This is a genomic window from Actinoplanes sp. NPDC049681 (assembly GCF_044465265.1).
In the GTDB taxonomy this organism is placed as follows: Bacteria; Actinomycetota; Actinomycetes; order Mycobacteriales; family Micromonosporaceae; genus Actinoplanes.
Map to the genome: position 1 here is coordinate 638,759 of NZ_JBITLP010000001.1, position 23,376 is coordinate 662,134.

23 protein-coding genes are annotated in these 23,376 nt (G+C 71.9%); 11 read left to right on the plus strand and 12 right to left on the minus strand.

The window, feature by feature from the left end:
- Positions 1-11: 11 nt before the first annotated feature.
- Genes ispD through ACIBO8_RS02910 form a run of 4 tightly spaced genes read left to right on the plus strand, consistent with a single transcriptional unit; the run spans position 12 to position 2,686 of the window.
- Positions 12-704 (plus strand): 2-C-methyl-D-erythritol 4-phosphate cytidylyltransferase, encoded by a 693-nt coding sequence (gene ispD, locus ACIBO8_RS02895; RefSeq protein WP_396113369.1) that lies wholly within the window; start codon positions 12-14, stop codon positions 702-704.
- A gap of 4 nt (positions 705-708) precedes the next feature.
- The gene (gene ispF, locus ACIBO8_RS02900; RefSeq protein WP_396113370.1) at positions 709-1,182 is read left to right on the plus strand and encodes a 2-C-methyl-D-erythritol 2,4-cyclodiphosphate synthase; all 474 of its coding nucleotides are present in this window, start codon (positions 709-711) and stop codon (positions 1,180-1,182) included.
- Positions 1,183-1,189: 7 nt separating this feature from the next.
- The gene (locus ACIBO8_RS02905) at positions 1,190-1,579 is read left to right on the plus strand and encodes a PPOX class F420-dependent oxidoreductase (protein WP_396113371.1); all 390 of its coding nucleotides are present in this window, start codon (positions 1,190-1,192) and stop codon (positions 1,577-1,579) included.
- Between the two features lie 18 nt (positions 1,580-1,597).
- Positions 1,598-2,686: a hypothetical protein gene (locus ACIBO8_RS02910; RefSeq protein WP_396113372.1), complete on the plus strand. Its 1,089-nt coding sequence runs from the start codon at positions 1,598-1,600 to the stop codon at positions 2,684-2,686.
- Positions 2,687-2,692: 6 nt separating this feature from the next.
- Here ACIBO8_RS02910 and ACIBO8_RS02915 read toward each other — a convergent pair whose 3' ends face one another.
- The 6 genes from ACIBO8_RS02915 to ACIBO8_RS02940 are packed head-to-tail and all read right to left on the minus strand — an operon-like array spanning position 2,693 to position 9,309.
- On the minus strand, positions 2,693-3,715 hold the full coding sequence (locus ACIBO8_RS02915; RefSeq protein WP_396113373.1) for an N-acetylglucosamine kinase: 1,023 nt from the start codon (positions 3,713-3,715) through the stop codon (positions 2,693-2,695).
- Entirely contained in the window at positions 3,712-4,968 is a 1,257-nt protein-coding gene (locus tag ACIBO8_RS02920; protein WP_396113374.1) for a 6-phospho-beta-glucosidase, read from the minus strand. Before ACIBO8_RS02920 ends, ACIBO8_RS02915 begins: the two co-directional genes overlap by 4 nt.
- The gene (locus ACIBO8_RS02925) at positions 4,965-5,846 is read right to left on the minus strand and encodes a carbohydrate ABC transporter permease (protein WP_396113375.1); all 882 of its coding nucleotides are present in this window, start codon (positions 5,844-5,846) and stop codon (positions 4,965-4,967) included. The genes ACIBO8_RS02920 and ACIBO8_RS02925 overlap by 4 nt, the downstream gene beginning before the upstream one ends.
- On the minus strand, positions 5,843-6,760 hold the full coding sequence (locus tag ACIBO8_RS02930) for a carbohydrate ABC transporter permease (RefSeq protein WP_396113376.1): 918 nt from the start codon (positions 6,758-6,760) through the stop codon (positions 5,843-5,845). Before ACIBO8_RS02930 ends, ACIBO8_RS02925 begins: the two co-directional genes overlap by 4 nt.
- Before the next feature lie 2 nt (positions 6,761-6,762).
- Positions 6,763-8,088, minus strand: coding sequence for an ABC transporter substrate-binding protein (locus ACIBO8_RS02935; protein WP_396113377.1), 1,326 nt, complete (start codon positions 8,086-8,088; stop codon positions 6,763-6,765).
- 33 nt (positions 8,089-8,121) lie between these two features.
- Positions 8,122-9,309 carry an ROK family protein gene (locus ACIBO8_RS02940; protein ID WP_396113378.1) on the minus strand — a complete coding sequence of 396 codons (1,188 nt, stop codon included), beginning with the start codon at positions 9,307-9,309 and terminating at the stop codon, positions 8,122-8,124.
- 258 nt (positions 9,310-9,567) lie between these two features.
- Between ACIBO8_RS02940 and ACIBO8_RS02945 the strand changes: the two genes are divergently transcribed.
- The 4 genes from ACIBO8_RS02945 (at position 9,568) to ACIBO8_RS02960 (ending at position 13,399) form a co-directional block, all read left to right on the plus strand.
- Positions 9,568-10,788 carry a chitosanase gene (locus ACIBO8_RS02945; protein ID WP_396113379.1) on the plus strand — a complete coding sequence of 407 codons (1,221 nt, stop codon included), beginning with the start codon at positions 9,568-9,570 and terminating at the stop codon, positions 10,786-10,788.
- 83 nt (positions 10,789-10,871) lie between these two features.
- A complete protein-coding gene (locus tag ACIBO8_RS02950) occupies positions 10,872-11,717 on the plus strand; it encodes a hypothetical protein (RefSeq protein WP_396113380.1) in 846 nt (281 codons plus the stop codon).
- Between the two features lie 62 nt (positions 11,718-11,779).
- Positions 11,780-12,238, plus strand: a complete 459-nt coding sequence (locus tag ACIBO8_RS02955) for an SRPBCC family protein (RefSeq protein WP_396113381.1) — start codon at positions 11,780-11,782, stop codon at positions 12,236-12,238.
- Positions 12,239-12,253: 15 nt separating this feature from the next.
- Complete coding sequence (locus ACIBO8_RS02960) at positions 12,254-13,399, plus strand: PQQ-binding-like beta-propeller repeat protein (RefSeq protein WP_396113382.1); 1,146 nt, start codon at positions 12,254-12,256, stop codon at positions 13,397-13,399.
- Here the strand turns inward: ACIBO8_RS02960 and ACIBO8_RS02965 are convergent.
- The 5 genes from ACIBO8_RS02965 to hppD form a co-directional block, all read right to left on the minus strand.
- The gene (locus tag ACIBO8_RS02965) at positions 13,396-14,508 is read right to left on the minus strand and encodes an ROK family protein (RefSeq protein ID WP_396113383.1); all 1,113 of its coding nucleotides are present in this window, start codon (positions 14,506-14,508) and stop codon (positions 13,396-13,398) included. The genes ACIBO8_RS02960 and ACIBO8_RS02965 overlap by 4 nt on opposite strands.
- A gap of 77 nt (positions 14,509-14,585) precedes the next feature.
- Positions 14,586-15,662 carry a histidinol-phosphate transaminase gene (gene hisC / locus ACIBO8_RS02970; protein ID WP_396113384.1) on the minus strand — a complete coding sequence of 359 codons (1,077 nt, stop codon included), beginning with the start codon at positions 15,660-15,662 and terminating at the stop codon, positions 14,586-14,588.
- A complete protein-coding gene (locus tag ACIBO8_RS02975) occupies positions 15,659-16,807 on the minus strand; it encodes an RDD family protein (protein WP_396113385.1) in 1,149 nt (382 codons plus the stop codon). Before ACIBO8_RS02975 ends, hisC begins: the two co-directional genes overlap by 4 nt.
- Entirely contained in the window at positions 16,804-17,343 is a 540-nt protein-coding gene (locus ACIBO8_RS02980) for an RDD family protein (protein ID WP_396113386.1), read from the minus strand. The genes ACIBO8_RS02975 and ACIBO8_RS02980 overlap by 4 nt, the downstream gene beginning before the upstream one ends.
- 385 nt (positions 17,344-17,728) lie before the next feature.
- Positions 17,729-18,883: a 4-hydroxyphenylpyruvate dioxygenase gene (gene hppD, locus ACIBO8_RS02985; protein WP_396113387.1), complete on the minus strand. Its 1,155-nt coding sequence runs from the start codon at positions 18,881-18,883 to the stop codon at positions 17,729-17,731.
- Positions 18,884-18,971: 88 nt separating this feature from the next.
- On the opposite strand from hppD, the gene ACIBO8_RS02990 reads away from it, so the two are divergent.
- The 3 genes from ACIBO8_RS02990 (at position 18,972) to ACIBO8_RS03000 (ending at position 22,578) form a co-directional block, all read left to right on the plus strand.
- Complete coding sequence (locus ACIBO8_RS02990) at positions 18,972-19,457, plus strand: Lrp/AsnC family transcriptional regulator (RefSeq protein WP_396113388.1); 486 nt, start codon at positions 18,972-18,974, stop codon at positions 19,455-19,457.
- 63 nt (positions 19,458-19,520) lie between these two features.
- Entirely contained in the window at positions 19,521-20,840 is a 1,320-nt protein-coding gene (locus ACIBO8_RS02995; protein WP_396113389.1) for a hypothetical protein, read from the plus strand.
- Positions 20,841-20,910: 70 nt separating this feature from the next.
- Complete coding sequence (locus ACIBO8_RS03000; RefSeq protein ID WP_396113390.1) at positions 20,911-22,578, plus strand: fumarate hydratase; 1,668 nt, start codon at positions 20,911-20,913, stop codon at positions 22,576-22,578.
- A gap of 19 nt (positions 22,579-22,597) precedes the next feature.
- Here the strand turns inward: ACIBO8_RS03000 and ACIBO8_RS03005 are convergent, their stop codons facing one another.
- Complete coding sequence (locus ACIBO8_RS03005; protein WP_396113391.1) at positions 22,598-23,107, minus strand: hypothetical protein; 510 nt, start codon at positions 23,105-23,107, stop codon at positions 22,598-22,600.
- Positions 23,108-23,376: the final 269 nt, after the last annotated feature.

The window sequence follows — 23,376 nt, forward strand, 5'->3', positions numbered from 1 at the left end:
AGGACCGCGACGTGACCGCGCAGCTCAATGCTCGCGGTGACGTCGCGGTCCTCGTTCCGGCGGCGGGTTCGGGCGTACGCCTCGGTCCGGGTGCGCCCAAGGCCCTCCGCCTGCTCGCCGGAGAACCCCTGCTCGTTCACGCGGTGCGCCGCGTCGCCGCCGCCCCCTCGGTCCGCATGATCGTGGTGGCTGCGCCCGCCGCCGAGGTGGACTCCGTTCGCACGCTGCTCGGGCCGGTCGCGCCCGTAGTGGTCGTCGCCGGCGGAGCGGAGCGGCAGGACTCGGTCGCCGCCATGCTCGCCGCCGTGCCTTCCGACGTCCGGATCGTGCTCGTGCACGACGCGGCCCGCGCCCTGACCCCGTCCGAGCTGGTCGAGTCGGTGGCAGCCGCCGTCCGCGACGGCCACCCGGCGGTGATCCCGGCGCTCCCGGTCGTCGACACCGTCAAGGAGGTCGGGCCGGGCGAGACCGTCCTGGGCACCGTCGACCGCTCGGTCCTGCGCAGCGTGCAGACGCCGCAGGGCTTCCGGCACGACGTCCTCGCCGCCGCCCATCGGGCCGGGCTCGACGCGCACACCGACGACGCGGGGATGGTCGAGAAGTCCGGCACGCCGGTGGTGTGCGTACCAGGGTCGGAATTGGCTTTGAAGATCACCCGTCCGCTGGACCTCGTGATCGCCGAGGCGCTGCTCCGCGTAGCCTGACGCGGTGGACCAGCGCATCGGCATCGGCACCGACGTACACGCCTTCGACCCGTCGCGGGTGTGCTGGGTGGCCGGCCTGATGTGGCCCGGCGAACCCGGCCTCGCCGGTCACTCCGACGCCGACGTCGCCGCGCACGCCGCCTGCGACGCCCTGCTGAGCGCGGCCGGCCTCGGCGACCTCGGCAGCAACTTCGGCACCGCCGAGCCGCAGTGGGCGGGCGCCCCCGGTGTGGAGCTGCTGAGCGAGACCGTGCGCCGGCTACGCGCCCACGGCTTCGAGGTCGGCAACGTCGCCATCCAGGTCATCGGCAACAAGCCGAAGATCGGCAAGCGGCGCGAGGAGGCGCAGAAGGTGCTCTCCGACGCGGTGGGCGCCCCGGTTACAGTGTCCGGGACCACGACGGACGGCCTCGGCCTCACCGGGCGGGGCGAAGGTCTGGCCGCGATCGCCACCGCCCTCATCCACGCCGGGGGATGATCGCGTCATGACTACTTCGCTCCCCGACGACGTCCGCCGGCTCCTCGACGGCACCACCTTCGCCGTCGTCTCGACGATCAACCCGGACGGCAGCCCGCAGTCGACGGTCATCTGGGTCAAGCGGGACGGCGACGACGTGCTGTTCTCCACCGTCCGGGGACGCCGCAAGACCCGGAACATGGAACGCGACCCTCGGGTGTCCGTCTGCGCGTACGACCCGGCGCAGCCGTACTCGTACTTCACCGTGGACGGCACGGTCACGCTCGTCGAGGAGGGCGGCCCGGAGCTCATCAACGAGCTGAGCCTCAAGTACGACGACCGGCCGTACACCTTCGATCCGCCGGAGGCCGTGCGGGTGGTCTGCCGGCTCACCCCGAACAAGGTGATCTCGCAGTAGACGACCTACGCTCGATGGGTGTCGAGCGAGCCCACCTCCCAGTCCGAGCCCGAGACCACCCCCGAGGAATACCGCCAGCGGGCCATGCTGCTCGCCGATCTGGGCCGCTACGACGAGGCCGCCGGGGAGATCGCGGCGGGGCTGGCCGCCGCGCCGACCGACTGCGGGCTGCTGGTGACGCTGGCCCGGCTGCACGTGGCGGCCGGGCAGGCGACGGCGGCGCTGGAGGCGGCCGACCGGGCGATGGCGTCCGCACCCGGCACGATCGAGCCGCTCGTGGTGCGGGCCATGGCGCTCACCGACGATCGCCGGTTCGCCGAGGCGGCTCAGGTCGCGACCGACATCCTGACCCGCTGGCCGGAGGACGCGTTCGCGCAACGTACGGGCGCGGGCCTGCTCAGCGAGGCGCGCAACGGCCAGGAGGCGTTGAACGCCGCCTGGAACGGCGTACGGCTGGCCCCACGCGAGGCCGAAGCGCACCTGGTGCTGGCCGTGGTCGCCGCCCGCCTGCGGTTGTTCGACCTGGCGCAGCGTGGGTACGGCGAAGCCCTGGAGCTGAACTCGGCGGTCGGCGACGCCCAGCATGACGTCGGCGTCGTCCGGCTGGAGCGGCGCCGGTGGGCCGTGGCGCTGGAGGCCCTCGCGGACGAGGCGACGCTGCCGCCGGCGACCGACCCCGTCGAGGCGCCGCCGGCTACCGCCGTGGTGGTGAGCCGGCCGGCGGGACCCGTGCTGGACCGATCCGCGGCCACGTCGGACGCCGTCCGGCATGCCGTCCTCCTGGGCACCAACGGCGTGATCATCACGGCGGTGCTCAGCGCCGTGATGACCCTCGCCAGCCCGGGAGTGGCCCGCACGTGGGCGGCCGTGATCGGCCTGGCGATCCTGGCCGGGGTCGCCGGGTGGCTCGCCCGCCAGGTCCGCCCCGAGTCGCTGGGCAAGGTCATCCGTCGCCTCCCGCCGAGGTCGGCGTCGGCGGTGTACGCGACCGCGCTGGCCCCCGTGCTCCTGATCCTCTACGCGGTGGTCGGCGGATTGGTCCCTCTGGTGACGGCCATGGTGCTGGCCGCCGCGGCGGAATTGATCGTCCTCACCCAGCGCGCCTGAACCGGCTCACCCGGCGTTCTCGATGGCCACGGCCGGAACCGCCGTCGTGGGTGAGGCGCTCCGCATGGCCGCGCGCAGCCGCGCCTCCGCGTGGGGAGTCGACCCGAGCGCGTCCAGCGCCAGCAGCGCCGCTCCCACCGCGGGCGGGGCGTCGAGCACGCTGATCTCGACCAGCGGCGCCTGCGCCCGGGCCCCGGCCACCACCTGATCGTGCAGGACGGGGTGCCGCGCGTGCAGGACGCCGCCGCCCAGGACCAGCGCGTGCCGGGCGTCGAGCAGCCCGAGCCGCCCCGCCGCGACCCGGTGCTGGGCGAGGATCTCCGCGGCCTGACGGCGGACCAGAGCGGCCGCGACGGCATCGCCCTCGGTCGCGGCGGCGAAGAGCAGGGGTGTCAGTTCCCGGATCCGCAGCAGGTCGATCTCGCCGAGGTGCAGGCCGATGCTGACCTCCTCCACCGTCATCCGGCCGTAGTGGCGCGCGACCGCGGCGGACAGGGCGGTCGGCTCGCCACGGCCGTCCTCGCCGCGGGCCGCGAGGCGCAGGGTGTGCTCGGCGAGGTCGTGGCCGCCGCCCCAGTCGCCGGAGATCGGGCCGAGGGCGACGAACCGGGCCGTCCGGCCGTCCGCCGCCCGGCCGACGCAGTTGTTGCCCGCGCCGCAGACCACGGCGACGGCGTCCGGCAGCGACGTGCCCGCGCGCATCAGCGCGAAACAGTCGTTGTCGACCACCGTGGCCCGGCTCCACCCGCGTGCCGAGATCGCTGCCTGCAAGCGCTCCACCTCGATGGGGAGGTCCGCACCGGCGAGGTAGACCGTTGCCAGGTCGATCGGGGTGGCGGCGGCCAGGCCCGCTTCTTCGCGTACGGCGGTGATGAGGGAACCCAGGACCTTGAGAGTGCCGGGCAGCCCGATGGTGTGCGGCGAGGTGGTCGGTCCGCGGACGAAGCCGAGCACCTCGCCGTCCGCCGTGCCGAGGACGACGTCGGTCTTCGAGTTGCCGCCGTCCACGGCCAGGAAGAGCGCTCTCATCGGGCCCACGCCAGGTGCTGGGCACCCGCGGCGAGCAGCTTGTCGGTGAGCGCCTCGGCGTACTCGTGCTGGCCGACGAGCGGGTGGGCCAGCAACGCCCGGTAGACCCGGTGGCGGCCGCCGTGCAGCGCGGCGTCGAGCGCCAGTTCCTCGTACCCGGAGACATGAGCGACCAGTCCGGCCAGGTCGGGCGCGAGGGGGGTGACCGGCAGTGGTGCCGGGCCGTCCTTGCCGGCGCGGGCGGACACCTCGATGACGGCCCGGTCGTGCAGGAAGGGCAGCGTGCCGTCGTTGCGGATGTTGACGGAATGCACCCCGTCCGGGTCGTGGCCGTGCAGCGCCGCGATCAGGCCGACCGCGGCCTCGGAGTAGTACGCCCCGCCGCGCTCGCCCAGCAGCGCCGGCTTCTCCGTCAGCGCCGGATCGCGGTACATGTCCAGCAGGGTCGCCTCGATCTCGGCGACCCGCTGTCCCCGCGTGGGTGCCCCCGCGGCGGCCCGGACGTGCCGGTCGTGCGCGTAGAAGTAGCTGAGGTAGTAGGACGGCACGTTGCCGAGCGCCGTCAGGATGCCGGGATCGAGGTCCACCTCCTCGGCGAGCTCCGCCAGATGATTCTCGATCAGGTACGGCAACCGGTCGACGCCGTCCACATAGGCTGCTCGCTCCCAGGTCAGGTGGTTGAGGCCGACGTGGTCCAGCACGACCGCCGCCGGGTCGACTTCGAGCATCCGGGCGAAGCGACGCTGGAAGCCGATCGCCACGTTGCACAGCCCCACCGCCCGGTGCCCGGCGTCGAGCAGCGCCCGGGTCACGATGCCGACCGGGTTGGTGAAGTCGACGATCCAGGCGCCGGGCTTGGCGCGCGCCCGGATGCGCTCGGCGACGTCGAGCACGACGGGCACCGTACGCAAAGCCTTGGCCAGCCCGCCCGCCCCCGTGGTCTCCTGACCCACGCAGCCGCAGTCCAGCGGGAAGGTCTCGTCGCTGATCCGCGCCCCCTGCCCGCCGACCCGGAGCTGGATCACCGCGGCGTCGGCGTCGGTCACGCCGGCGTCGAGGTCGGTGGTCCAGGTGACCTTGCCGGGGTGGCCGTAGTGCTGGAAGATCCGCGCGGAGAAGGCGCCGACCACCTCCAGCCGTTCCGCCGCGGGATCGATGAGGAGCAGCTCGGACACCATGGAACCGAGCCGGGCGAACCCGTCCACCAGCTCCGGCGTGTACGTGGACCCGCCGCCGACGACAGCGATCTTCACCCTTTGACTCCCGTGAGTGTGACGCCCTGGACGAATGCCTTCTGGGCGAAGAAGAACACGACGACGATCGGGGCCATGGCCAGCACCGTGGCGGCGGTGACCAGGTTCCAGTCGACGTGATGGACACCGTGGAACGAGGCGAGACCCAGGGACAGCGTCCAGGAGTTCTCGTTCTCGCTCGTGTAGAGCAGCGGCCCGTAGTAGTCGTTCCAGGCGTAGAAGAACTGGAACAGGCCGGCCGCCGCGATGCCCGGCCGGGCCATCGGCAGCACGACCCGGATCAGGGTGCGCCACTCGCCGCACCCGTCGACCCGGGCCGCGTCCAGATAGTCGGACGGGATGGTGAGCAGGAACTGGCGCAGCAGGAAGATGCAGAAGGCGTCGCCGAAGAGCATCGGGATGACCAGCGGCGCGAGCGAGCCGGTGAGGCCGTACCGTGCCCACATGAGGTAGAGCGGCACGGTCACCACCTGCGGGGGCAGCATCATGACGCAGATGACCGCGAGGAACATCGCGTTGCGGCCGCGGAACTTCAGCTTGGCCAGGGCGTACGCGGCCGGCACGCTGGACAGCAGCATGAACAGGGTAGCCAGCACCGCGTAGATCACCGTGTTGAGCAGGTAGCGCGGGAGCGGGGTCACCTCGAAGACGCGTACGTAGTTCTCGAAATGCCAGGTGTTGGGCCAGTAGTCGCTGGTGAGCGCCTGGTCGCTGGTCATCACGGAGATCAGGAACAGGTAGACCACCGGGGTCAGGAACATGATGGCCAGCACGATCGCCAGGCTGTGGCGGGCGATCCACGCGAGCCGGTTCTGGCGGCGTACCTGTCGGGTGGTGGGCGCGGCCGCCACCAGCGGCCGTTCCAGCGTGGTTGTCATTGGTCCTCCCCGGAGAAGGCCTTGGAGCGGCGGAGCAGGATCACCGTCACCGCGAGGGCGACCACGAACAGCGCGACGGCCATGGCGTTGGCGTAACCGAGCGCGTTGTAGCGGAAGCCGACCGTGTAGAGCCAGAGCGGGTAGGTGAAGGTGGAGCCCTCGGGGAAGCCGAAGGACGAGGAGATGCCGCCGCCGGTGACCGCCTGCCCGCTGGCGATCGAGCCGGCGACCGCGGCCTGGTCGAAGTACTGCAGCGTGTAGATCACGCCGGTGACCGCGGCGAACAGGATGACCGGGCGGATGGTCGGCAGGGTCACGTAGCGGAAGCGGTGCCAGGCGTTGGCGCCGTCGAGCGACGCCGCCTCGTAGAGGCTGGGGGAGACGCCCAGCACCGCCGCCAGGAAAATGATCATGATGTCGCCGATGCCCCAGAGCCCGAGCAGCACCAGGGACGGCTTGGACCAGTCCGGCGAGTTGAACCAGAGCGGGCCCTCGATGCCCAGGTGGCCCAGGAACGTGTTGACCGGGCCCGTACCGGGCTTGAGCAGGTAGACGAAGGCGATGGTCGCGGCCACCGGGGGCGCCAGCGCCGGCAGGTAGAAGATCGTCCGGAAGAAGCCGGCGCCCCGCTTGATCTGCGTGAGCAGCATCGACAGGCCGATGGCGCTGATGATGCGTACCGGGACGAAGACCACGACCATCCACAGGGTGTTGCGGATCGACTGGAGCAGGAAGGGGTCCTCGGCCATCCGCCGGTAGTTCGCCAGCCCGACCCACTGCGGCACGGTGAGCAGGTCGAACTTGGTGAACGAGAAGTAGACGGCCGACAGCAGCGGGTAGACGAAGAACACCACGATGCCGGCCAGCGCGGGGGCCAGGAAGGAGAGCGTGGTCAGGTTCCGGCGCAGCCGCATGGTCAGCCGCCCAGTGTCATCACGCTGTTGATCTGCTTGTCGGCGTCGGCGAGGCCGGCGTCGAGGTCCTTGACCTTGCCGGACTGCCAGTTCGTCGCGAAGGTGCCGAACGTCTCCTGGTACGCCGGCCCGGACGCGGACGGCGGCGTGGTGGAGGAGTTGGGGCTGGCGAAGATGTCCATGAAGGTCTTGAACTCGGGCTCGACCTGCAGGGCCGGGTCGCTGATGGCCTTGGTGGTCGTCGGCAGGTTCTTCAGCGAGTTGGCCAGCTTGACGATCGTCGCGTCGTTCGTGGTCAGGTACTTGATCAGCTCCCAGGCGGCCTCGGGGTTCTTGGCGTTCTTGGAGATGCCGACGATGTTGCCGGTGACGTAGCCGGCGCCGTACCGGGCCGGGTCGCTGGTGGGCAGCGGTGCGACGCCGTACTTCAGCTTCGGCGCCTGGTCCTTGACGAAGGCGAGCCGGTACTCGGCGTCGATGTTGATCGCCACCCGGCCCTTCTGGAACGCGTTGTCCGCGCTGAACTCGTCGCCCAGGCCGGCCCGGAACTTCTGCAGGTTGTCGTAGCCGTACCAGTCGACCAGGTTCTTCTGCCAGGTCATCAGGGTCTTCCAGGCGGGGTCGGTGCCGACGGCGGACTTGCCGTCGTCGGTCAGCCACTTGGCGCCGACGGCCGGGGCCAGGTGGGCGGCCGCGTTCTCGTAGAAGTCGAAGAGCGGCAGGAATCCGACCGTCTTCAGCGACCCGTCGGGGTTCTTGACCGTGAGCTTCTTGGCGTCCGCGGTCAGCTCGTCCAGGGTCTTCGGCGGCCCGGCGATGCCGGCCTTGGCGAACATGTCCTTGTTGTAGAACATCCCGTACGCGTCCGCGAGGAACGGCATCGCGCAACGCTTGCCGTCGAACTCGGTGTACTGCCGGGTGGTGGCGTTCAGCTGGCCCAGGTCGACCTTGTCGCGCTTGATGTACGGCGCCAGGTCCACCCACGCGCCGGACGAGCAGAACTTGCCGACGATGTCGGTGGAGTACGACAGCCCGATGTCCGGCCCGTTGCCGGCGCCGATGGCCTGCGTCATCTTCCCGTCGTCCTGACCGGACTTCACGGTCACCTTGATCTTCGGGTGGGAGTCCTGGAACTCCTTGATCACCGTGTCGATGGCGGCGGCCTCCCGCTCGGTGAAGAAGTGCCACAGCTCGACGGTGCCGGACACCTCCGTACCCGGGTCGGCGATCTTCTGTTCCTTGGGGGCGGGGGTGCAGGCGGCGGTCAGCAGCAGCGCGGCCGCGGCCGCGATGATCGATTTTTGGGCAGGGGGTATCCGCTTGTTCACTCGAGGGGTCCTCTCGGGGGAAAGGTGGGGAAATCAGGCCTGGTTGTCGCGGATCTCCGCGATCAGCGCCTCGCGGACGGCGGTGAGACCGGCATCGAGGGCGCCGAGCAGCACGGCGTCGTCGTCGATCGTGGTGACGGCGATGGTGCTCTCCAGCGGGGCCGCCCGGCGGACGGCGGCGGTGACCGCGGCGAGCAGGGTCTCGCCCCCGGCCTGCGCCACCGGGCCCGCGAGGACGACGAGCGACGGGTCGAGCACGGCGATCACGGCGGCAAGGCCGACCGCGATCCGGTCGGCGAGCTGGGTGAAGAACTCGCCGGCCCGGTGCGGATCGGCCGCGGCGGTGGTGACCACCTCGAGCGGCGTACGCCCGGGCACGCCGTGGTCCTGGCCGAGCGCCAGCAGCGCGGCGCCGCCGACGAGGTCCTGCAGGTCCACTTTGCGGTGGGTGGAGTCGGGGGCGTACAGCGGCATGTAGCCGATCTCGCCGGCGCCACCGCGGGCGCCGCGCATCAGGGTGCCGCCGATGTCGATGGCGAGACCGAGGCCCTCCTGGCCGAGCCAGAGCAGGGCGAAGCCGTCGACGTCGTGGCCCACGCCGCGGCGGCGCTCGGCGACCGCGGCCAGGTTGACGTCGTTGTCCACGCCGACGTGGGTGCCGAGCGCCGCCGCGATCTCCGGCACCAGGCCGGGGCGGGCGAAGCCGGGCACGTCGACGTGCCGGATGGTCTCCGCGCGGGAGTCGTACGAGCCCGCGACGCCGAGCTGGACGTGGTGCACGGCCTCGGCCGCGACGCCTGCCTCTTCGCGCAGGTCGGCCACCACGTCGACCAGGGCGGTCTTGGGATCGGTGCGGAGGAAGTCGATCTCCCGCTCGATGCGGGCACGCTCCGCGCCGGTGAGATCGCAGAGGGCGGCGACGACCGACGGACTTCGACTCGCGCCGATGTCGCGGACGGACACCGCGGCGGCGTACGCTGCGTCCGGGTTGGCCGCGTAGATCTCCGCGTTGGGCCCCGGACGGCCGCTGTCGTAGCCGACGATGGTCACGAGGCCGGCGTCGGTGAGCCGGCGCAGCACCTCGGAGATGGTCGGCGTGGAGAGCTCGGTGAGCTTGCGCAGGTCGGCCCGGGTGAGCCCACCCCGCTCGAGCAGGTGGGCGAGCGCCGCGCTCGCGTTCATCGCGCGCAGCAGCTTGGACGAACCCGCCAGTCGTGTCACCGGGCCTCCGAAGTGATTGGCAATCTGGCTAACAATTAGCTGGACCGTAGAACCGCCCCGGTCCGAAGTCAAGGGTCGTCACGCTCCGCCATCGGCTCGCCGCCCGATCGCCGTCAAGGCGCTGGCGGACGGCTATTGATAAAACACTTTAACTGACCTACCGTGACCAGTCATCGCCGTCGATGGCGGGTATCCCAGCGCCCGCCATCGGTGGCTTCCCTCTGTGCGCCCACCCCTCCATCCCCCATGAGGAGCGCCATGATCCGCAAACGAACGCTGGCCTACGCCCTGGGCGGCGTGCTCGTCCCCGCGGCCGCCGTGATCTACGGCCTGCTGCCGGCGGAGGCCGCCACCGCCGGGCCGATCAAGGGACTCGGCGGCAAATGCGTCGACGTCAACGCGGCGAGCTCCGCCAACGGCACCGCGATCCAGCTCTACGACTGCAACGGCACCAACGCCCAGAACTGGAGCGTCGGCAACAGCGACGCGTCGATCCGGGCGCTGGGCAAATGCCTCGACGTCACGGACGGATCCACCGCCAACGGCGCGAAGATCCAGCTCTACTCGTGCAACGGCACCGGCGCCCAGAAATGGAGCGCCGGCGCCGGCGGAACCCTGATCAACACCGGCTCCGGCAAGTGCCTGGACGTACCCGGGCAGAGCACGGCCAACGGCACCCGCCTGCAGATCTGGGGCTGCAACACGGGCGCCAACCAGAAGTGGACCCTGCCCGGCGGCGGCACCCCGCCGACCTCGCCGACCACCACGCCGCCCGCCAGCGGCGTGAACCTCGACAACCCGGCGAAGAAGGACGTGGCGATGCAGATCGTCTCGGCCGCGGAGAACTCGTCGCTGGACTGGCGGGCGCAGTTCTCGTACATCGAGGACATCGACGACGGTCGCGGCTACACCGCCGGCATCATCGGCTTCTGCTCCGGTACGGGCGACATGCTCGAGCTGGTCGAGGCGTACACGGCCACCAAGCCCAACAACGTGCTGGCGAAGTACCTGCCGGCGCTGCGCAACGTCAACGGCACCGACTCGCACGCCGGTCTCGACCCGAACTTCCCGCGCGACTGGCGTACGGCCGCGAACGACCCGGTGTTCCAGGCCGCCCAGGAGGCGGAACGGGACCGCGTCTACTTCAACCCGTCCGTCCGGGACGGCAAGAACGACGGCGTGCGCGCCCTGGGCCAGTTCGCCTACTACGACGCGGCGGTCATGCACGGCTACGACGGCATGCGCGACATCCGCAGCCGCGCGCTGCGCAAGGCCAAGCCGCCGTCGCAGGGCGGCAACGAGACGACCTGGCTCAACGCGTTCCTCGACGAGCGTGTGATCGAGATGAAGAAGGAGGAGGCCCACTCGGACACGTCCCGGGTGGACACCGCCCAGCGCGTCTTCCTGCGCAACGGCAACTTCGACCTGAACACCCCGCTCGACTTCGCCGTCTACGGCGAGCCGTTCCATATCAGCTGAGCTCCGCGAACGGGGGAAGGCGGGGAGCTGCAGAGCTCCCCGCCTTCTTTCCTGCCATCACCCAGTCCATTAGGTTCAGAACCGTGTCAACGCTGGTGCCGCCGCTCTTCGCCGGGCTCGTGGACGATGCGTCCGTGCTCCCGCCCGGCGCGATCGGCGTCGGCGAGGCGGTCGCCGTCCACCGCAAGCACCGCACCGCCTGGTACGCCCCGCTGCTCGGCGCTCTGCTCGTACCGTCGTCGCTCGTCGATCTCGACGCGCCGCCCCGCGAACTGACCGTCGGTGTCGTCAACGACGCCGCCATCACCGCCCTGCCCGCCGTCGTGGCGAAGCTGCGCGCCGCCGGCGCGAGCGTGAGCCAGGTGGAGGCGCTGGTGTCGCGGCGCGGCGAGGACCCCCAGCCGGGACTCGGCGCCCTGCGGCGCTTCGCCGCCGAAGAGCAGGACCTCCAGGTGTACGCCGAGATCCCGCTCAGCTGGGGCCTGCTCGCCGCGCTGGACACGATCGCGGGTGCGCGGGCCGAGGGGCTGGCCGTCCGCCCCAAGTTCCGGGTCGGCGGCCTGGCCGCCGAGCTCTTCCCGACCCCGGTGGAGTTCGCCGCGGTCATCTGCGCCTGCCGGGACCGTGAGCTGCCGTTCAAGCTCGCCGCCGGGCTGCGGCACGCGCTGCGGCACACCGACCCCGAGACCGGCTTCACCCACCACGGCTTCCTCAACGTGCTGGTCGCGTGCGCGCTCGCGGTCGACGGCGGCGAGGTGGCCGAGGTCGCGGAGGTGCTGGCGGCGACCCATCCGATGCCGCTCATCGAGCCCGCGCGCGCCCGGCGCGAGGACGACCGGCCGCTGTGGGTCGGTTTCGGGGCGGTCAACGTGCTCGAGCCGCTGACCGAGCTGGTCCGCCTCGGCCTGATCAACGCCGGATTCGAGTGAGACTCGCAACCGTCTGTCCTTGACCGGCCGGTCGCCGTACCGTGTACGCGGGAGGTCACGCTATGTCCACGGTTGCGGTGACACGGCTGGTCGAGGCGCCGGTCGTCGAGGTGTGGCGGGTCTTCACCGACCTGCGGCGCCGCTGCCAGTGGCTGTCCACCGTCACCCGGGTCGAGATGCTCAGCTCCGGTCCGTTCGACACCGGCACCGCGTGGCGCGAGACCCGGACGATGGCCGACGGCGGCGAGATCACCGAGGAGTTCCGGGTGCAGGAGTGCGTCGTCCCGGAACGGTTCGTGGTCGCCTCGCCGGGCATCGGCGCCGACTACCGGATGACGTACACGTTTGTTCCCGTGATCGAGGGCCGGCACCGCGGCGGCACGATGGTGACCGTCGTCCAGGACGGCACCCCGACGGCTCCGGCCGGGCGGTTCCTGGCGCTCGTCTTCGGCGGGCTGGCCGCGCGTACGGTCGAAGGCGCTCTCCGCCGCGACCTGGACGATCTCGCCGCCGCGGCCTGAATTACTGTCCCGGGGGTGACCCGGAAGCTGCTCTCCGCCCTCGCCGCGATCGTCGCGCTGACCGCCGCCGGCCTGATCGGCTGGCGGGTGCTCAGGCCCGCCGAGGTGATCGAGCCGGCCACCGGGCCGTACCCGGTCGCGGCCGTGCGGCCCGCGGGAATCCTGGGCAAGCTGACGATGGCGCCGCTGGTCGTCGACGACCGGATCCGGGTGTACGCCGGCACGCGCCTCGTGAAGGCCGACGGCCCGGTGGACGCGGAGATGATGGCCACGCCGCGCTGGTCGTACCGGCGGTGGCCGGCGCGGGTGAGCGGACTGGTCGCGATCGGCCCGACGGTGGTGAGCCGGTGGACCGACGGCAAGCTGGTGGCGCTCGACGCACGCACCGGCAAGGTCGCCTGGCGTGCCGACGGCCCGGGCGGTCCGGCCTTCGAAGGGCGTACCGGCGGCGACGCGGTCTGGGCGCCCCCGGGCCTGTACACGGCGGGCACGAGCGTCCTGGTCGTCGCCGGGCGCAAGGTGGAGGCCCACTCGAGCCAGGACGGCTCCTTGCGCTGGACCGCGGCCCTGCCGCCCGGTTGCGTCACCGCCGCCTTCGTCACGGCGGGCGGGCGGTTCGTGTGCGGGGAAGGCGCCTGGGACGTCATCTCCGGCGCGCCGGTGCTGGGCTGGCCGGTCGGGCCGTCGACCCCGCTGGGCTGTGACGTGGCGCGGTCCGGGTGCGGCGGGCTGCGGGACGCCTCCGGGCAGGGCTGGCTGGTGCACGCCCGGCGCCCCGAACGGGCCCCGGCTCTCGACGCGTCCGGCACCACCGCACTGGGCGGGCTGATCCTCGCCACGGCCGGGGGTGCGGTGACCGCCTCAGGCGCGGCGACGTGGCGGTGGGCGGGGGACGCGCAGGTCCTGGGCGTACGCGCCGGCAAGGTGGTGCTGCTGACGGCCGCGTACGAGTTCGTGATCCTGGACGCGCGGAACGGGACGCAGCTCGCGCGCTTCACGGCGTACACGAAGAACGAGCGGGTCGAACCCTGGAAGCCGCACCTGTGGCAGGTGACGGACACGGTCGTGGTCGTCGAGCGGCTGTTCGCGGATGCCGGCACCGACCCCGGTGAGCCCCACCACTACTACACGATCGACCCGGCCATCCTCGCCGCGATCTAGACGAGGGTCGCCAGCAGGGCGGTCCAGGCCTCCTCGGCGGCCCCGGCGAGCGGGCCGTCGTCGCCGAGGCGTGCCGCGAGCACGGGCGGGGGCGCCGCGCGGCGGAAGCCCATCAGGCCCGCCCGGTACGCCTCGTCGATCCGGTCCGGCGCGGCGGCGAGCAGGTCCACCCCCAGGCCGCCCAGCGTCACGAGATCCGGGTCGAGGCCGTTGACCAGGCCCGCGATGCCCCGGCCCAGGGCGGCCGCCACGGTGGCCGTCGCCGCGGCCGGCCCGGGTTCGGTGGACGTGATGATGCGGCGGGCGTACGAGACGGGATCCGGAGGCGGCTCGTGGCCGAGGAGGCGGGCCAGGGCCGAGCCGTCGACCGCGGTGCCCCAGCAGCCGTACGCGCCGCACGGGCAGGCCACCGACGGGTCGCCGAACGGCATGTGCCCGAACTCGCCGGCCGCGCCGAGAGCGCCGACCAGGACCTGACCGCCGTTGACGACCGCGCCGCCGAGCCCCGCCTCGATGCGCAGGTGCAGGGCGACCGACGCGCCCACCGCGACGCCGCGGTGCGATTCCGCCGAGGCGGCCAGCGTCGCGTCGTTGCCCGCGACGAAGATCTCCCCGCCCGGCCAGGCCGCGGCCAGGTCGACGTCGTGCCAGCCGAGGTTGCTGGCGTCGAGCATGAGATCCCGGGACACGGTGCCGGGTACGGAGATCCCGATGCCCCGGACGCGACCGCCGTAGCGCCGCCGCAGCTCGGCCACGGCCGACCCGATCGCCGCGACCACCTCGTCACCGCCTCGCCCGTGCAGCTCCTCGGTGACCGTGGCCAGGGTGCCACCGCCCAGCTCCACCACGTCGACCCGCCACGCCTCGTGGGTGATGGAAGCGGCGGCGATGAGCGGGCCGCGAGGGTGCGGAATCAGCGCCGTCGTGGGGCGGCCACGGCTGCCGCTGGGCGCGGCGGGGCCCTCGGCGAGCAGCTCCGCCTGCCCGAGCCGGCCGACGAGCTCGGTGGTCGCGCCCGTGCCGACCCCGATCAGCCGGGCCGCATCAGCCCTGGTCACGCCGGGGCGGGCGTGCACCACCCGGAGCAGTTCGGTCGCGCGCGTCGTCACATCCCCATCCTCGCGCCGTACCGGCTGATCCGTGCGGTGGCGCACGGCGTGTTCCCGCCCACGATCGTGCCGGTCGGCTAGAGCGCCGCCTCCGCCGCCGCCAGGAAGGCGTCGTTCTCCTCCGGCGTACCGATGGTGACCCGGACCCCGTCGCCCTGGAACGGGCGGACGATCACACCGCGCTTCTCGCAGGCCGCCCCGAACGCCGCCGCCTGGTCGCCCAGGGGCAGCCAGACGAAGTTGGCCTGGCTCGACGGCACGTCGGGCAGCAGCTTGCGCAGCGCCTCGGTCACCCGCTCCCGCTCGGCGATGACGATGGCGCAGCGGCGCATCACCTCGTCCTCGGCGTCGAGCGCGGCCAGCGCCGCGGCCTGCGCGACGAGGCTCGTCGAGAACGGCGTCAAGACCTTGCGGATCGCACCGGCCACCTCCGGCTGCGCCACGAGGAAGCCCACCCGCAGGCCCGCCAGGCCCCACGCCTTGCTCAAGGTCCGCAGCACCACGACGTTCGGGCGGTCACCGTACGTGGCCAGCCCGTCCGGAACCGCGTCGTCGGTGACGAACTCCCGGTAGGCCTCGTCGAGCACCACCAGCACGTCGTCCGGTACGGCGTCCAGGAAGCGGTCCAGCTCGGCCTTCCGCACGCTGGTGCCGGTCGGGTTGTTGGGATTGCACACGATCGCCAGCCGGGTCCGGTCGGTGATCGCGTCGGCCATGGCCGGTAGATCGTGCCCGTGGCCCGGGGTGTTCGGGACACGCACGCTGGTCGCGCCCACCCCGGCCGAGATGATCGGGTACGCCTCGAACGAGCGCCACGAGTACAGGATCTCGTCGCCGGGCAGGCAGGTGGCCTTCGCCAGGTGCTCGGCCAGCGCCACCGAGCCGCAGCCCGTGACGATGCGGTCGGGGCTGACGCCGTACCGTTCGGCCAGCTTGTCCCGCAGCTGCACCACGCCCATGTCCGGGTAGCGGTGCGACTGGGTGACCGCCGCCGCCACGGCCTCGGGCACGCCCGGCAGGGGACCGAACGGCACCTCGTTGCTGGCCAGCTTGATCGCCTCGGCGATGCCGAGCTCGCGGGCCAGGTCGGCGACGTTGCGGCCGGGCACGTACGCGGGCAGCGCCTCGAGGTCGGCACGGGTCAGCCTGGTCATCGTTTCCCTCCGGTGTGATCGTTCTCGGGCGCGGCCGGCGCGGGACGCCGGTCGTGGCCGGGTGGCGCGGCGACCACGACGGTGCCGGCGGACTTGTCGTGCAACGCCTGGTGCAGCCGCTGGTCGAAGAGTGCGGCGCCGCAGTCGATGAGCTGGGCCAGGAAGCCGATGCCGTAGCAGTTCCACAGCGGCGTCCACATGCCGAGCCGGCCCCACCGCCGGAACGCCCGGCCGAAACCGATCGCGGTGGTGTCCTCGAGCTTGACGACCTTCACCTGCAGCAGCCGCTTGCCGAGCGTCTGGCCGCTGTTCGCGACGGCCGGCACCTCGTAGGCGAACCACAGCGCGGTCGCGATGAACAGCATCGTCAGCAGCAGATAGGTGGACCGCGCCGAGGCGGGCTGCGGCGTGCTGAACGGTTGCGTCATCGCGGCCCGGAAGATCGGTTCGACCTCGAGCCACCATTGGTACGCCAGCCAGCCGTTGACCAGCACGTTGAGGATCAGCACGGCGGCGAAGTCGACGAGGCGCGCCACCAGGCGGCGGCCGAGGCCGGCCAGCGGCATGCCGTGCGGGCGGGCCTGCACCGGGTAGGGGTACATCAGGCCGGGCGGCGGGGTCCAGCCGGGCGGTGGCTGCCAGCCCGGCGGGGGTACGGGGTAACCGGGCGGCACCGGGTAGCCCGGCGGCATCGGCTGGCCCGGCGGCATGGGCTGGCCCGGCGGCATCGGCTGGCCCGGGGCGTGCTGGCCCTGCGGCGGCGCGGGTTGGCCCGGGCTTTGCTGTTGCGGGGGCACGGGGTGGCCCGGGCCTTGGTACTGCGGCGGCACGGCGTGACCCGGCGGCGGCGCCGGGTAGCCGGGCGGCAGCGTGGGGTATCCGGGCGGCGGCTGCCAGCCGGGGGGCGGAGCCGGGTATCCGGGCGGTGGTCCCCAGGTCGCGGGCGGGGGCGCGACCGAGCCGGGCTGCGACCCGGCCGGGTCCGGCTCGGGCGCGGCCGGCTTCGGCTCCTCGGCGGGCGGCGGACCTTCCGGCGGCTCCTGGTCCGCCGGTATCGCCTTGCCCAGCCAGCCCTCGCCGTCCCACCAGCGCTGGGTCGACGGGTCGGCCGGGTCCTTGTACCAACCGGCGGGCAGCGAACTCATGGCGCAACCTTTACCACGACGGTCTTGGCGACCTTGTCGTGCAGGGTCTGCTGGTAGGGCTTGTCCCACAGCTGCCAGAGTCCGTCCAGGTAACTGAAGAGCGGCACGACCATCCCGCCGACGAACTCGACGAGGTAGCGCTTGGCCGCCATGCCCCGCGTCAGCGTCGCGCCCGGTTCCAGGGGCACGACCCGTACCTTGATCAGCTTCTTGCCCAGGGTCTGGCCGCTGCGGAACATCATCTCCACGGCGTAGATGTAGTAGGCCACCATGAGGAAAACGATCAAGCCTAGTTCCATCAGCAGGAACGGCACGAAGTAGCCGGTGAACATCCGGTCGTACGCCGCGAAGGGGTCGGTTCCGGAGTACGGATCGGTCAGCTCGGACATCTCGGAGGTCCAGCTGAAGACGAACCACAGCAGGAACGGCAGGGAGACGACCATCGTGATGGCGCTGAGGATGCCCACGTCGATCATGTAGGCGAGCAGGCGGGAGCCGAAGTCGGCGAGCGGGCGGCCGTCCGGGCTCAGAGGCACCGGCTGTGGCCGCCATCCGGGCGGGCCGTACTGGGGCGGTGGCCCGTAGTACGGCGGGTATCCCGGCGGCGGCGTCCCGGGTCCGGCCGCCGGCCAGGGAGAAGCGGGCCCGCTCTGACCCGGCCAGGCCGCTGCTGGACCGCTCTGTCCAGGGAAGGGTGCCGGGCCGCTCTGGCCGGGCACGGCGCCGGGAGCGCCGGCGGTTGCGGACGCCGGGCCTCCTGCCGGCTGCGGCGCCGGGCCTCCTGCCGGCTGCGGTGCCGGGGCGGCGACCGGCTGCGGTGCCGGGCCGGCGGCCGGCTGCGGCGCCGGGGCGCGGACCGGCCCGGGGGCGGGGCGGCCCGCGTCCGGGGCGTCGTCGTTCGGATGCGTCACGGGAACAGTGTTACAGGTTCCCGCGCAGCTCTTGCTCCCGCTCGATGGCTTCGAACAGGGCCTTGAAGTTGCCCTTGCCGAAACCGAGCGAGCCGTGGCGCTCGATCAGCTCGAAGAAGACCGTCGGCCGGTCCTGTACCGGCTTGGTGAAGATCTGCAGCAGGTAGCCGTCCTCGTCCCGGTCGACCAGGATCTTGCGCTTCTTGAGCTCCTCGATCGGCGCCCGGACCTCGCCGATGCGGGCGCGCAGTTCCGGGTCGTCGTAGTACGAGTCCGGGGTGTCGAGGAACTCCACGCCGGCCGCGCGCATGGCGTCGACGCTCGCGATGATGTCGTTGGTGGCGACCGCCACGTGCTGGGCGCCCGGGCCGCCGTAGAACTCGAGGTACTCGTCGATCTGGGACTTGCGCTGGGAGATCGCCGGCTCGTTGAGCGGGAACTTGACCTTGCGGGTGCCGTCCGCGACGACCTTGCTCATCAGCGCCGAGTAGTCGGTGGCGATGTCGTCGCCGATGAACTCGGCCATGTTGGTGAAGCCCATGACGCGGCGGTAGAACTCCACCCACTCGTCCATCCGGCCGAGCTCGACGTTGCCGACCACGTGGTCGACCGCTTGGAAGAAGCGCTTGGGCTGCAGGCCGGCGTCGATGGCGGGCTGGCGGTCCACGATCGGGCCGCGGGTCACGAAGCCGGGCAGGAACGGGCCGTCGTAGCGCGAGCGGTCGATGAGCGAGTGGACCGTGTCGCCGTACGCGGCGATCGACGCGACCCGTACGGTGCCGTGCTCGTCGGTCAGGTCGTGCGGCTCGGTGACCCCGCGGGCGCCGGCGGCCAGCGCGTGGGCGTACGCCTTGTCGACGTCCGGTACGGCCAGCGCGATGTCGGAGATGCCGTCGCTGTGCCGGGTGACGTGCTCGGCGCCGGGTGCCCCGGCGTGCACCATTCCGGTGATCAGGAACCGGGCCGAGCCGCTGACCAGCACGTACTCGGCGTGGTCGCGGTAGCCGTGCTCCGGGCCGCGGTAGGCCACGCAGGTCATGCCGAAGGCGGTGGAGTAGTAGTGGGCCGCCTGCTTCGCGTTGCCCACGAGGAACTGGAGGTGGTCGACGCCCTTGACGGGGAAGACGTCGTCGGTGCTCGTGGCGTGTTCCATCGTCTGCGTCATGACGAGAGGTTGACCCAGGCCAGAGCGCTGGGCAACACTCTCGTTCTCCGGTGGTCAGTCTGCGCATTCGGTAGGGTCGGAACGCATTATGGCTGTACAAGATGTTCATCTGGACGCTCTCGACGGCCGGCTGCTCGCGATGCTCGCCGACGAGCCCCGCATCGGGGTCCTCGAGCTGTCCCGGCGCCTCGCGGTCGCCCGGGGCACGGTGCAGGCGCGCCTCGACAAACTGATCGCCCGCGGCGCGATCCGCGGCTTCGGTCCCGACGTCTCGCCCGCGGCCATCGGTTTCGGGGTCATGAGCTTCGTGACCCTGGAGATCTCCCAACGGTACGGCCACAGTGCCGTCACCGAGCACCTCGCGGACATCCCCGAGGTGCTCGAGGCGCACACGATCACCGGCAGCGGCGACCTGATGTGCCGGATCGTGGCCCGCTCGAACGCCGACCTGCAGCGGGTGATCGACCACATCCTGGCGTACGAGGGGATCATGCGCGCCTCGACGATCATCGCGCTGGCGGAGCAGATCCCGTATCGCACGATGCCGCTGGTCAGAGCGGCGAGCGGGACGTAAGCCATCGACACGGGCTTTTCGGGCTAACCGTCGAGCCGTGTCGATCTCGTTACCGTGTCCGGCGTGGCATCCGGCGGTCCGACACCCAAGGGCGTTGCCCTGGTCGGGCTCGTCACCGTCATCGTGCTCGCCACCACCGGAGTGTGGAATCCGTGGCCGCGCGTCTGGTCCTGGATCACCCGCAGCGATCCCATCGCCGAGGGCGCCGCGGCCTGGCAGACGGCGATCGGCGGATCGCCGCACAGCGTCACCGTCACCGGTGGCGCGGTGGTCGTCGAGTACCGCACCTCGATCGAGGCGTACGGCCTGACCGCCGGCGTACGGCTGTGGAAGTCCGACGCCGACTGGGCCGCGGTGGCCGGCGGCGAGTCCGACGCCGTGGTGGTCGTGGGCCGGCTGCTGACCAAGGGCTACGAGGTGCTCGACCCGGCGACCGGCGCGGTCCGGCGCAAGGACAGCGCGGCCACGGCCGTGTGGACGTACGCGGATGCGATCCTCGACCTGCGCTGTCCCGAGGCCGACGAGTGCGAGCTCAGCGCCTGGGAGCCACGCGGCAGCAAGCCCATGTGGACCGTCCCGACGCCCGGCATCGGCTTCGTGCTCAACGCCTCGAACCCCGACCTGCCCGACACCCAGCCGATCGGCGCCGAGCGGGTCGACGCGCACGTGGCCGGCCCGCAGCCGCTCCCCGCGCTGCTCGGCCTGCCCGGTGACGGCAAGGTGCAGATCATCGACACCGCCCAGGGCCGGGTGGTGCAGACCCGCACCCCCGGCCGTCATCAGCGGGTCGCCGTCGCCGGCGGGCGGGTGCTGACCGTGACCGGCGAAGCCCGCGACGGCACCTGCTACTACGACGTCGTCGCCCACGATCCGCCGTCCGGCCGGGCGGTGTGGCAGCGGGACGGGCTCAACCTGCGTACGGCCGACAACGGTTCCGACTGCAAGCAGGAACGCGACCCGGCGGGCGGCTCCGACGTCGTGCTCGGCGTCGACCCGGTCGGACGCCAGGAGCTGATCGCCGCGCACGACGGGCGTGACCTGTGGCACGGGCGCGACGGTCAGAGCGTGCTGGCCGTCGACAACTCCTACGCCCTGATCCGCAGCGCGGACAAGACGACGGTCAGCGCCCGGTCCTTCAGCCGTGGTGCCGTGGTCTGGCGGCGTACGGTCGGCTCCGGGGCGTCGGCGGCGCTCACCCCGTACGCGGCGATCATCGCGGAGGCGAAACCCAGCAAGATCGTCGCACTCAGCCCGCGCACCGGGGGTGTTCTGACCGAGGCCCGCACGGCCGCGAAGGTCTTCGCGGCCGGCCCGGGCGGCCTGATCCTGGTCTCCGGGCGCGACATGGCCTACCTCCCGTACGGATCTTCTCCGGCACGGTGATCGAACCGGTGCCGGCCGGTCGGGCTGCCGGTTCGCAAAGCCGGCAGGGGCTGGCCTAGGCTTGCCCGTCATGAGCAGAGCCGCCGCTTTCTCGTACTCGCCGCTGTTGCCGATCGGCGAGGACACGACCGAGTACCGACTGCTCTCGGACGAGGGCGTGGACGTGGTCAACGGGCCCGGCGGGCGACGGTTCCTCACCGTCGACCCCGGCGCGCTCACGCTGCTGACCGCCGAGGCCATGCACGACATCGCGCACTTCCTGCGCCCCGCCCACCTCGCCCAGCTGCGATCGATCATCGACGACCCCAAGGCGTCGCCGAACGACCGGTTCGTCGCCCTCGACCTGCTGCGCAACGCCAACATCGCGGCCGGCGGCGTGCTGCCGATGTGTCAGGACACCGGCACGGCGATCGTGATGGGCAAGCGCGGCCGGCACGTGCTCACCGACGGTACGGACGAGCAGGCGATCGCGCTCGGCGTCTACCAGGCGTACACGCGCTTGAACCTACGGTATTCGCAGCTCGCCCCGCTGACGATGTGGGACGAGAAGAACACCGGCTCCAACCTCCCGGCCCAGATCGAGCTGTACGCGGAGGACCCGGGCGGGCAGCCGGACGCCTACAAGTTCCTGTTCATGGCCAAGGGCGGCGGCTCGGCCAACAAGTCGTACCTCTACCAGGAGACCAAGGCGCTGCTGAACCCGGCGCGGATGATGGAGTTCCTGGACGAGAAGCTCCGGCTCATCGGCACCTCGGCCTGCCCGCCGTACCACCTCGCCGTGGTCATCGGCGGCACCAGCGGGGAGCACGCGCTGAAGACGGCGAAGCTGGCCAGCGCGAAGTACCTGGACAACCTTCCGCGCGAGGGCTCGATGACCGGCCACGGCTTCCGCGACGTCGAGCTCGAGGCGGCGGTGCTCGAGCTGACCCGCGACTTCGGCATCGGCGCCCAGTTCGGCGGGCGGTACTTCTGTCACGACGTACGCGTGATCCGCCTGCCCCGGCACGGCGCCTCCTGCCCGGTGGCCATCGCGGTCTCCTGCTCGGCCGACCGGCAGGCCACGGCCAAGATCACACCGTCCGGGGTCTGGCTGGAACGGCTGGAGCCGGACCCGGCCCGCTTCCTGCCGGACGTCACGGACGAGAACCTGGAGACCGACGAGGTCGTCCGCGTCGACCTCAACCAGCCGATGGAGGCCATCCGGGCCCAGCTCGCCAAGTACCCGGTGAAGACCCGTCTCTCGCTGTCCGGCCCGCTGGTCGTCGCCCGCGACATCGCCCACGCCAAGATCGCCGAACGCCTCGACGCCGGCGAGCCCATGCCGCAGTACCTGCGCGACCACGCGGTCTACTACGCCGGCCCCGCGAAGACCCCGGAAGGCTACGCGTCCGGTTCCTTCGGCCCGACGACCGCCGGCCGCATGGACGCCTACGTGGAGAAGTTCCAGGCCGCGGGCGGTTCGCTGGTGATGCTGGCGAAGGGCAACCGGTCGGGGCAGGTGACGAAGGCCTGCCAGAGCCACGGAGGGTTCTACCTGGGCTCGATCGGCGGCCCGGCGGCCCGGCTGGCCCAGGACTGCATCCGGCACGTCGAGGTGCTGGAGTATCCGGAGCTCGGCATGGAGGCCGTGTGGCGGATCGAGGTGGAGGACTTCCCGGCCTTCATCGTCGTGGACGACAAGGGCAACGACTTCTTCGCCGAGGTGACGAAGCCGGTCCTGAGCATCGGACGCCGCTGAACATGCCCCGCGGCGGTCGTCAGGCGCAGTAGCCGGCGACCGGGTTCAGCCAGTTGGTCATCTGGGTCTCGAGGATCCGGTCCAGGTCCTTGGTGGACTTGATCTGGTCGAAGAACTTGCGGTCGGCCGCGCTCTTGGTGAACTTCGTGGCCGAGGCGGCCCCCACCGTCCTCAGCTCCGGGTCCTGGGCGACGGCCGTCTCCTTGCGCACCCGCGCGCCGACGTCGCGCAGTTGCTTGGCCGCTGCCTTCTGCGCCTTCGCGGCGTTGTCGGCCTGCTTCGCCTCCTTGTAGGCGATCATCTTGCCGATCTCCGTACCGAAGTTCTCGAGCTCGGTGTCGAAGAGCTTGTCCAGGTCGTCGCAGATCTTCTTGGTGTTCGCCGAGTAGTCCGGCTCCGGCGAGGCGGCCGGCGTGGACGACGGCGCGGCCAGGGTCGGAGCCTTGCCGTCCTCGGCGTCGCTGCCGCTGCACCCCGCTCCGGTGAGCAGGAGGCCGCCGAGGGCCGCGGTGAGGAGGGCGCGTCGCATGACAAAGATCCTGTTCGTCGGGGACGTCCAAACCCTCGGGACGATACTTCCGACGCCGGGCGCCGTCCAACCGGTGGTCGTCCCCCCGGGGGGTGCGCGGGCAGCTCGCCGTCGCGTCATGAGGCGAGCTGCACGCCCCCCGATGAGGCCGTCCCGCCGCCAGGGGGGCCAGAGACGGGACGGCCCCTTCGGACAGCATGCTGGTGACCGCTCTCGCCCGGCTGTCGAGCCGCTGTCACCGACGGCCGGGCCCGTTGAACAGTGGCGCG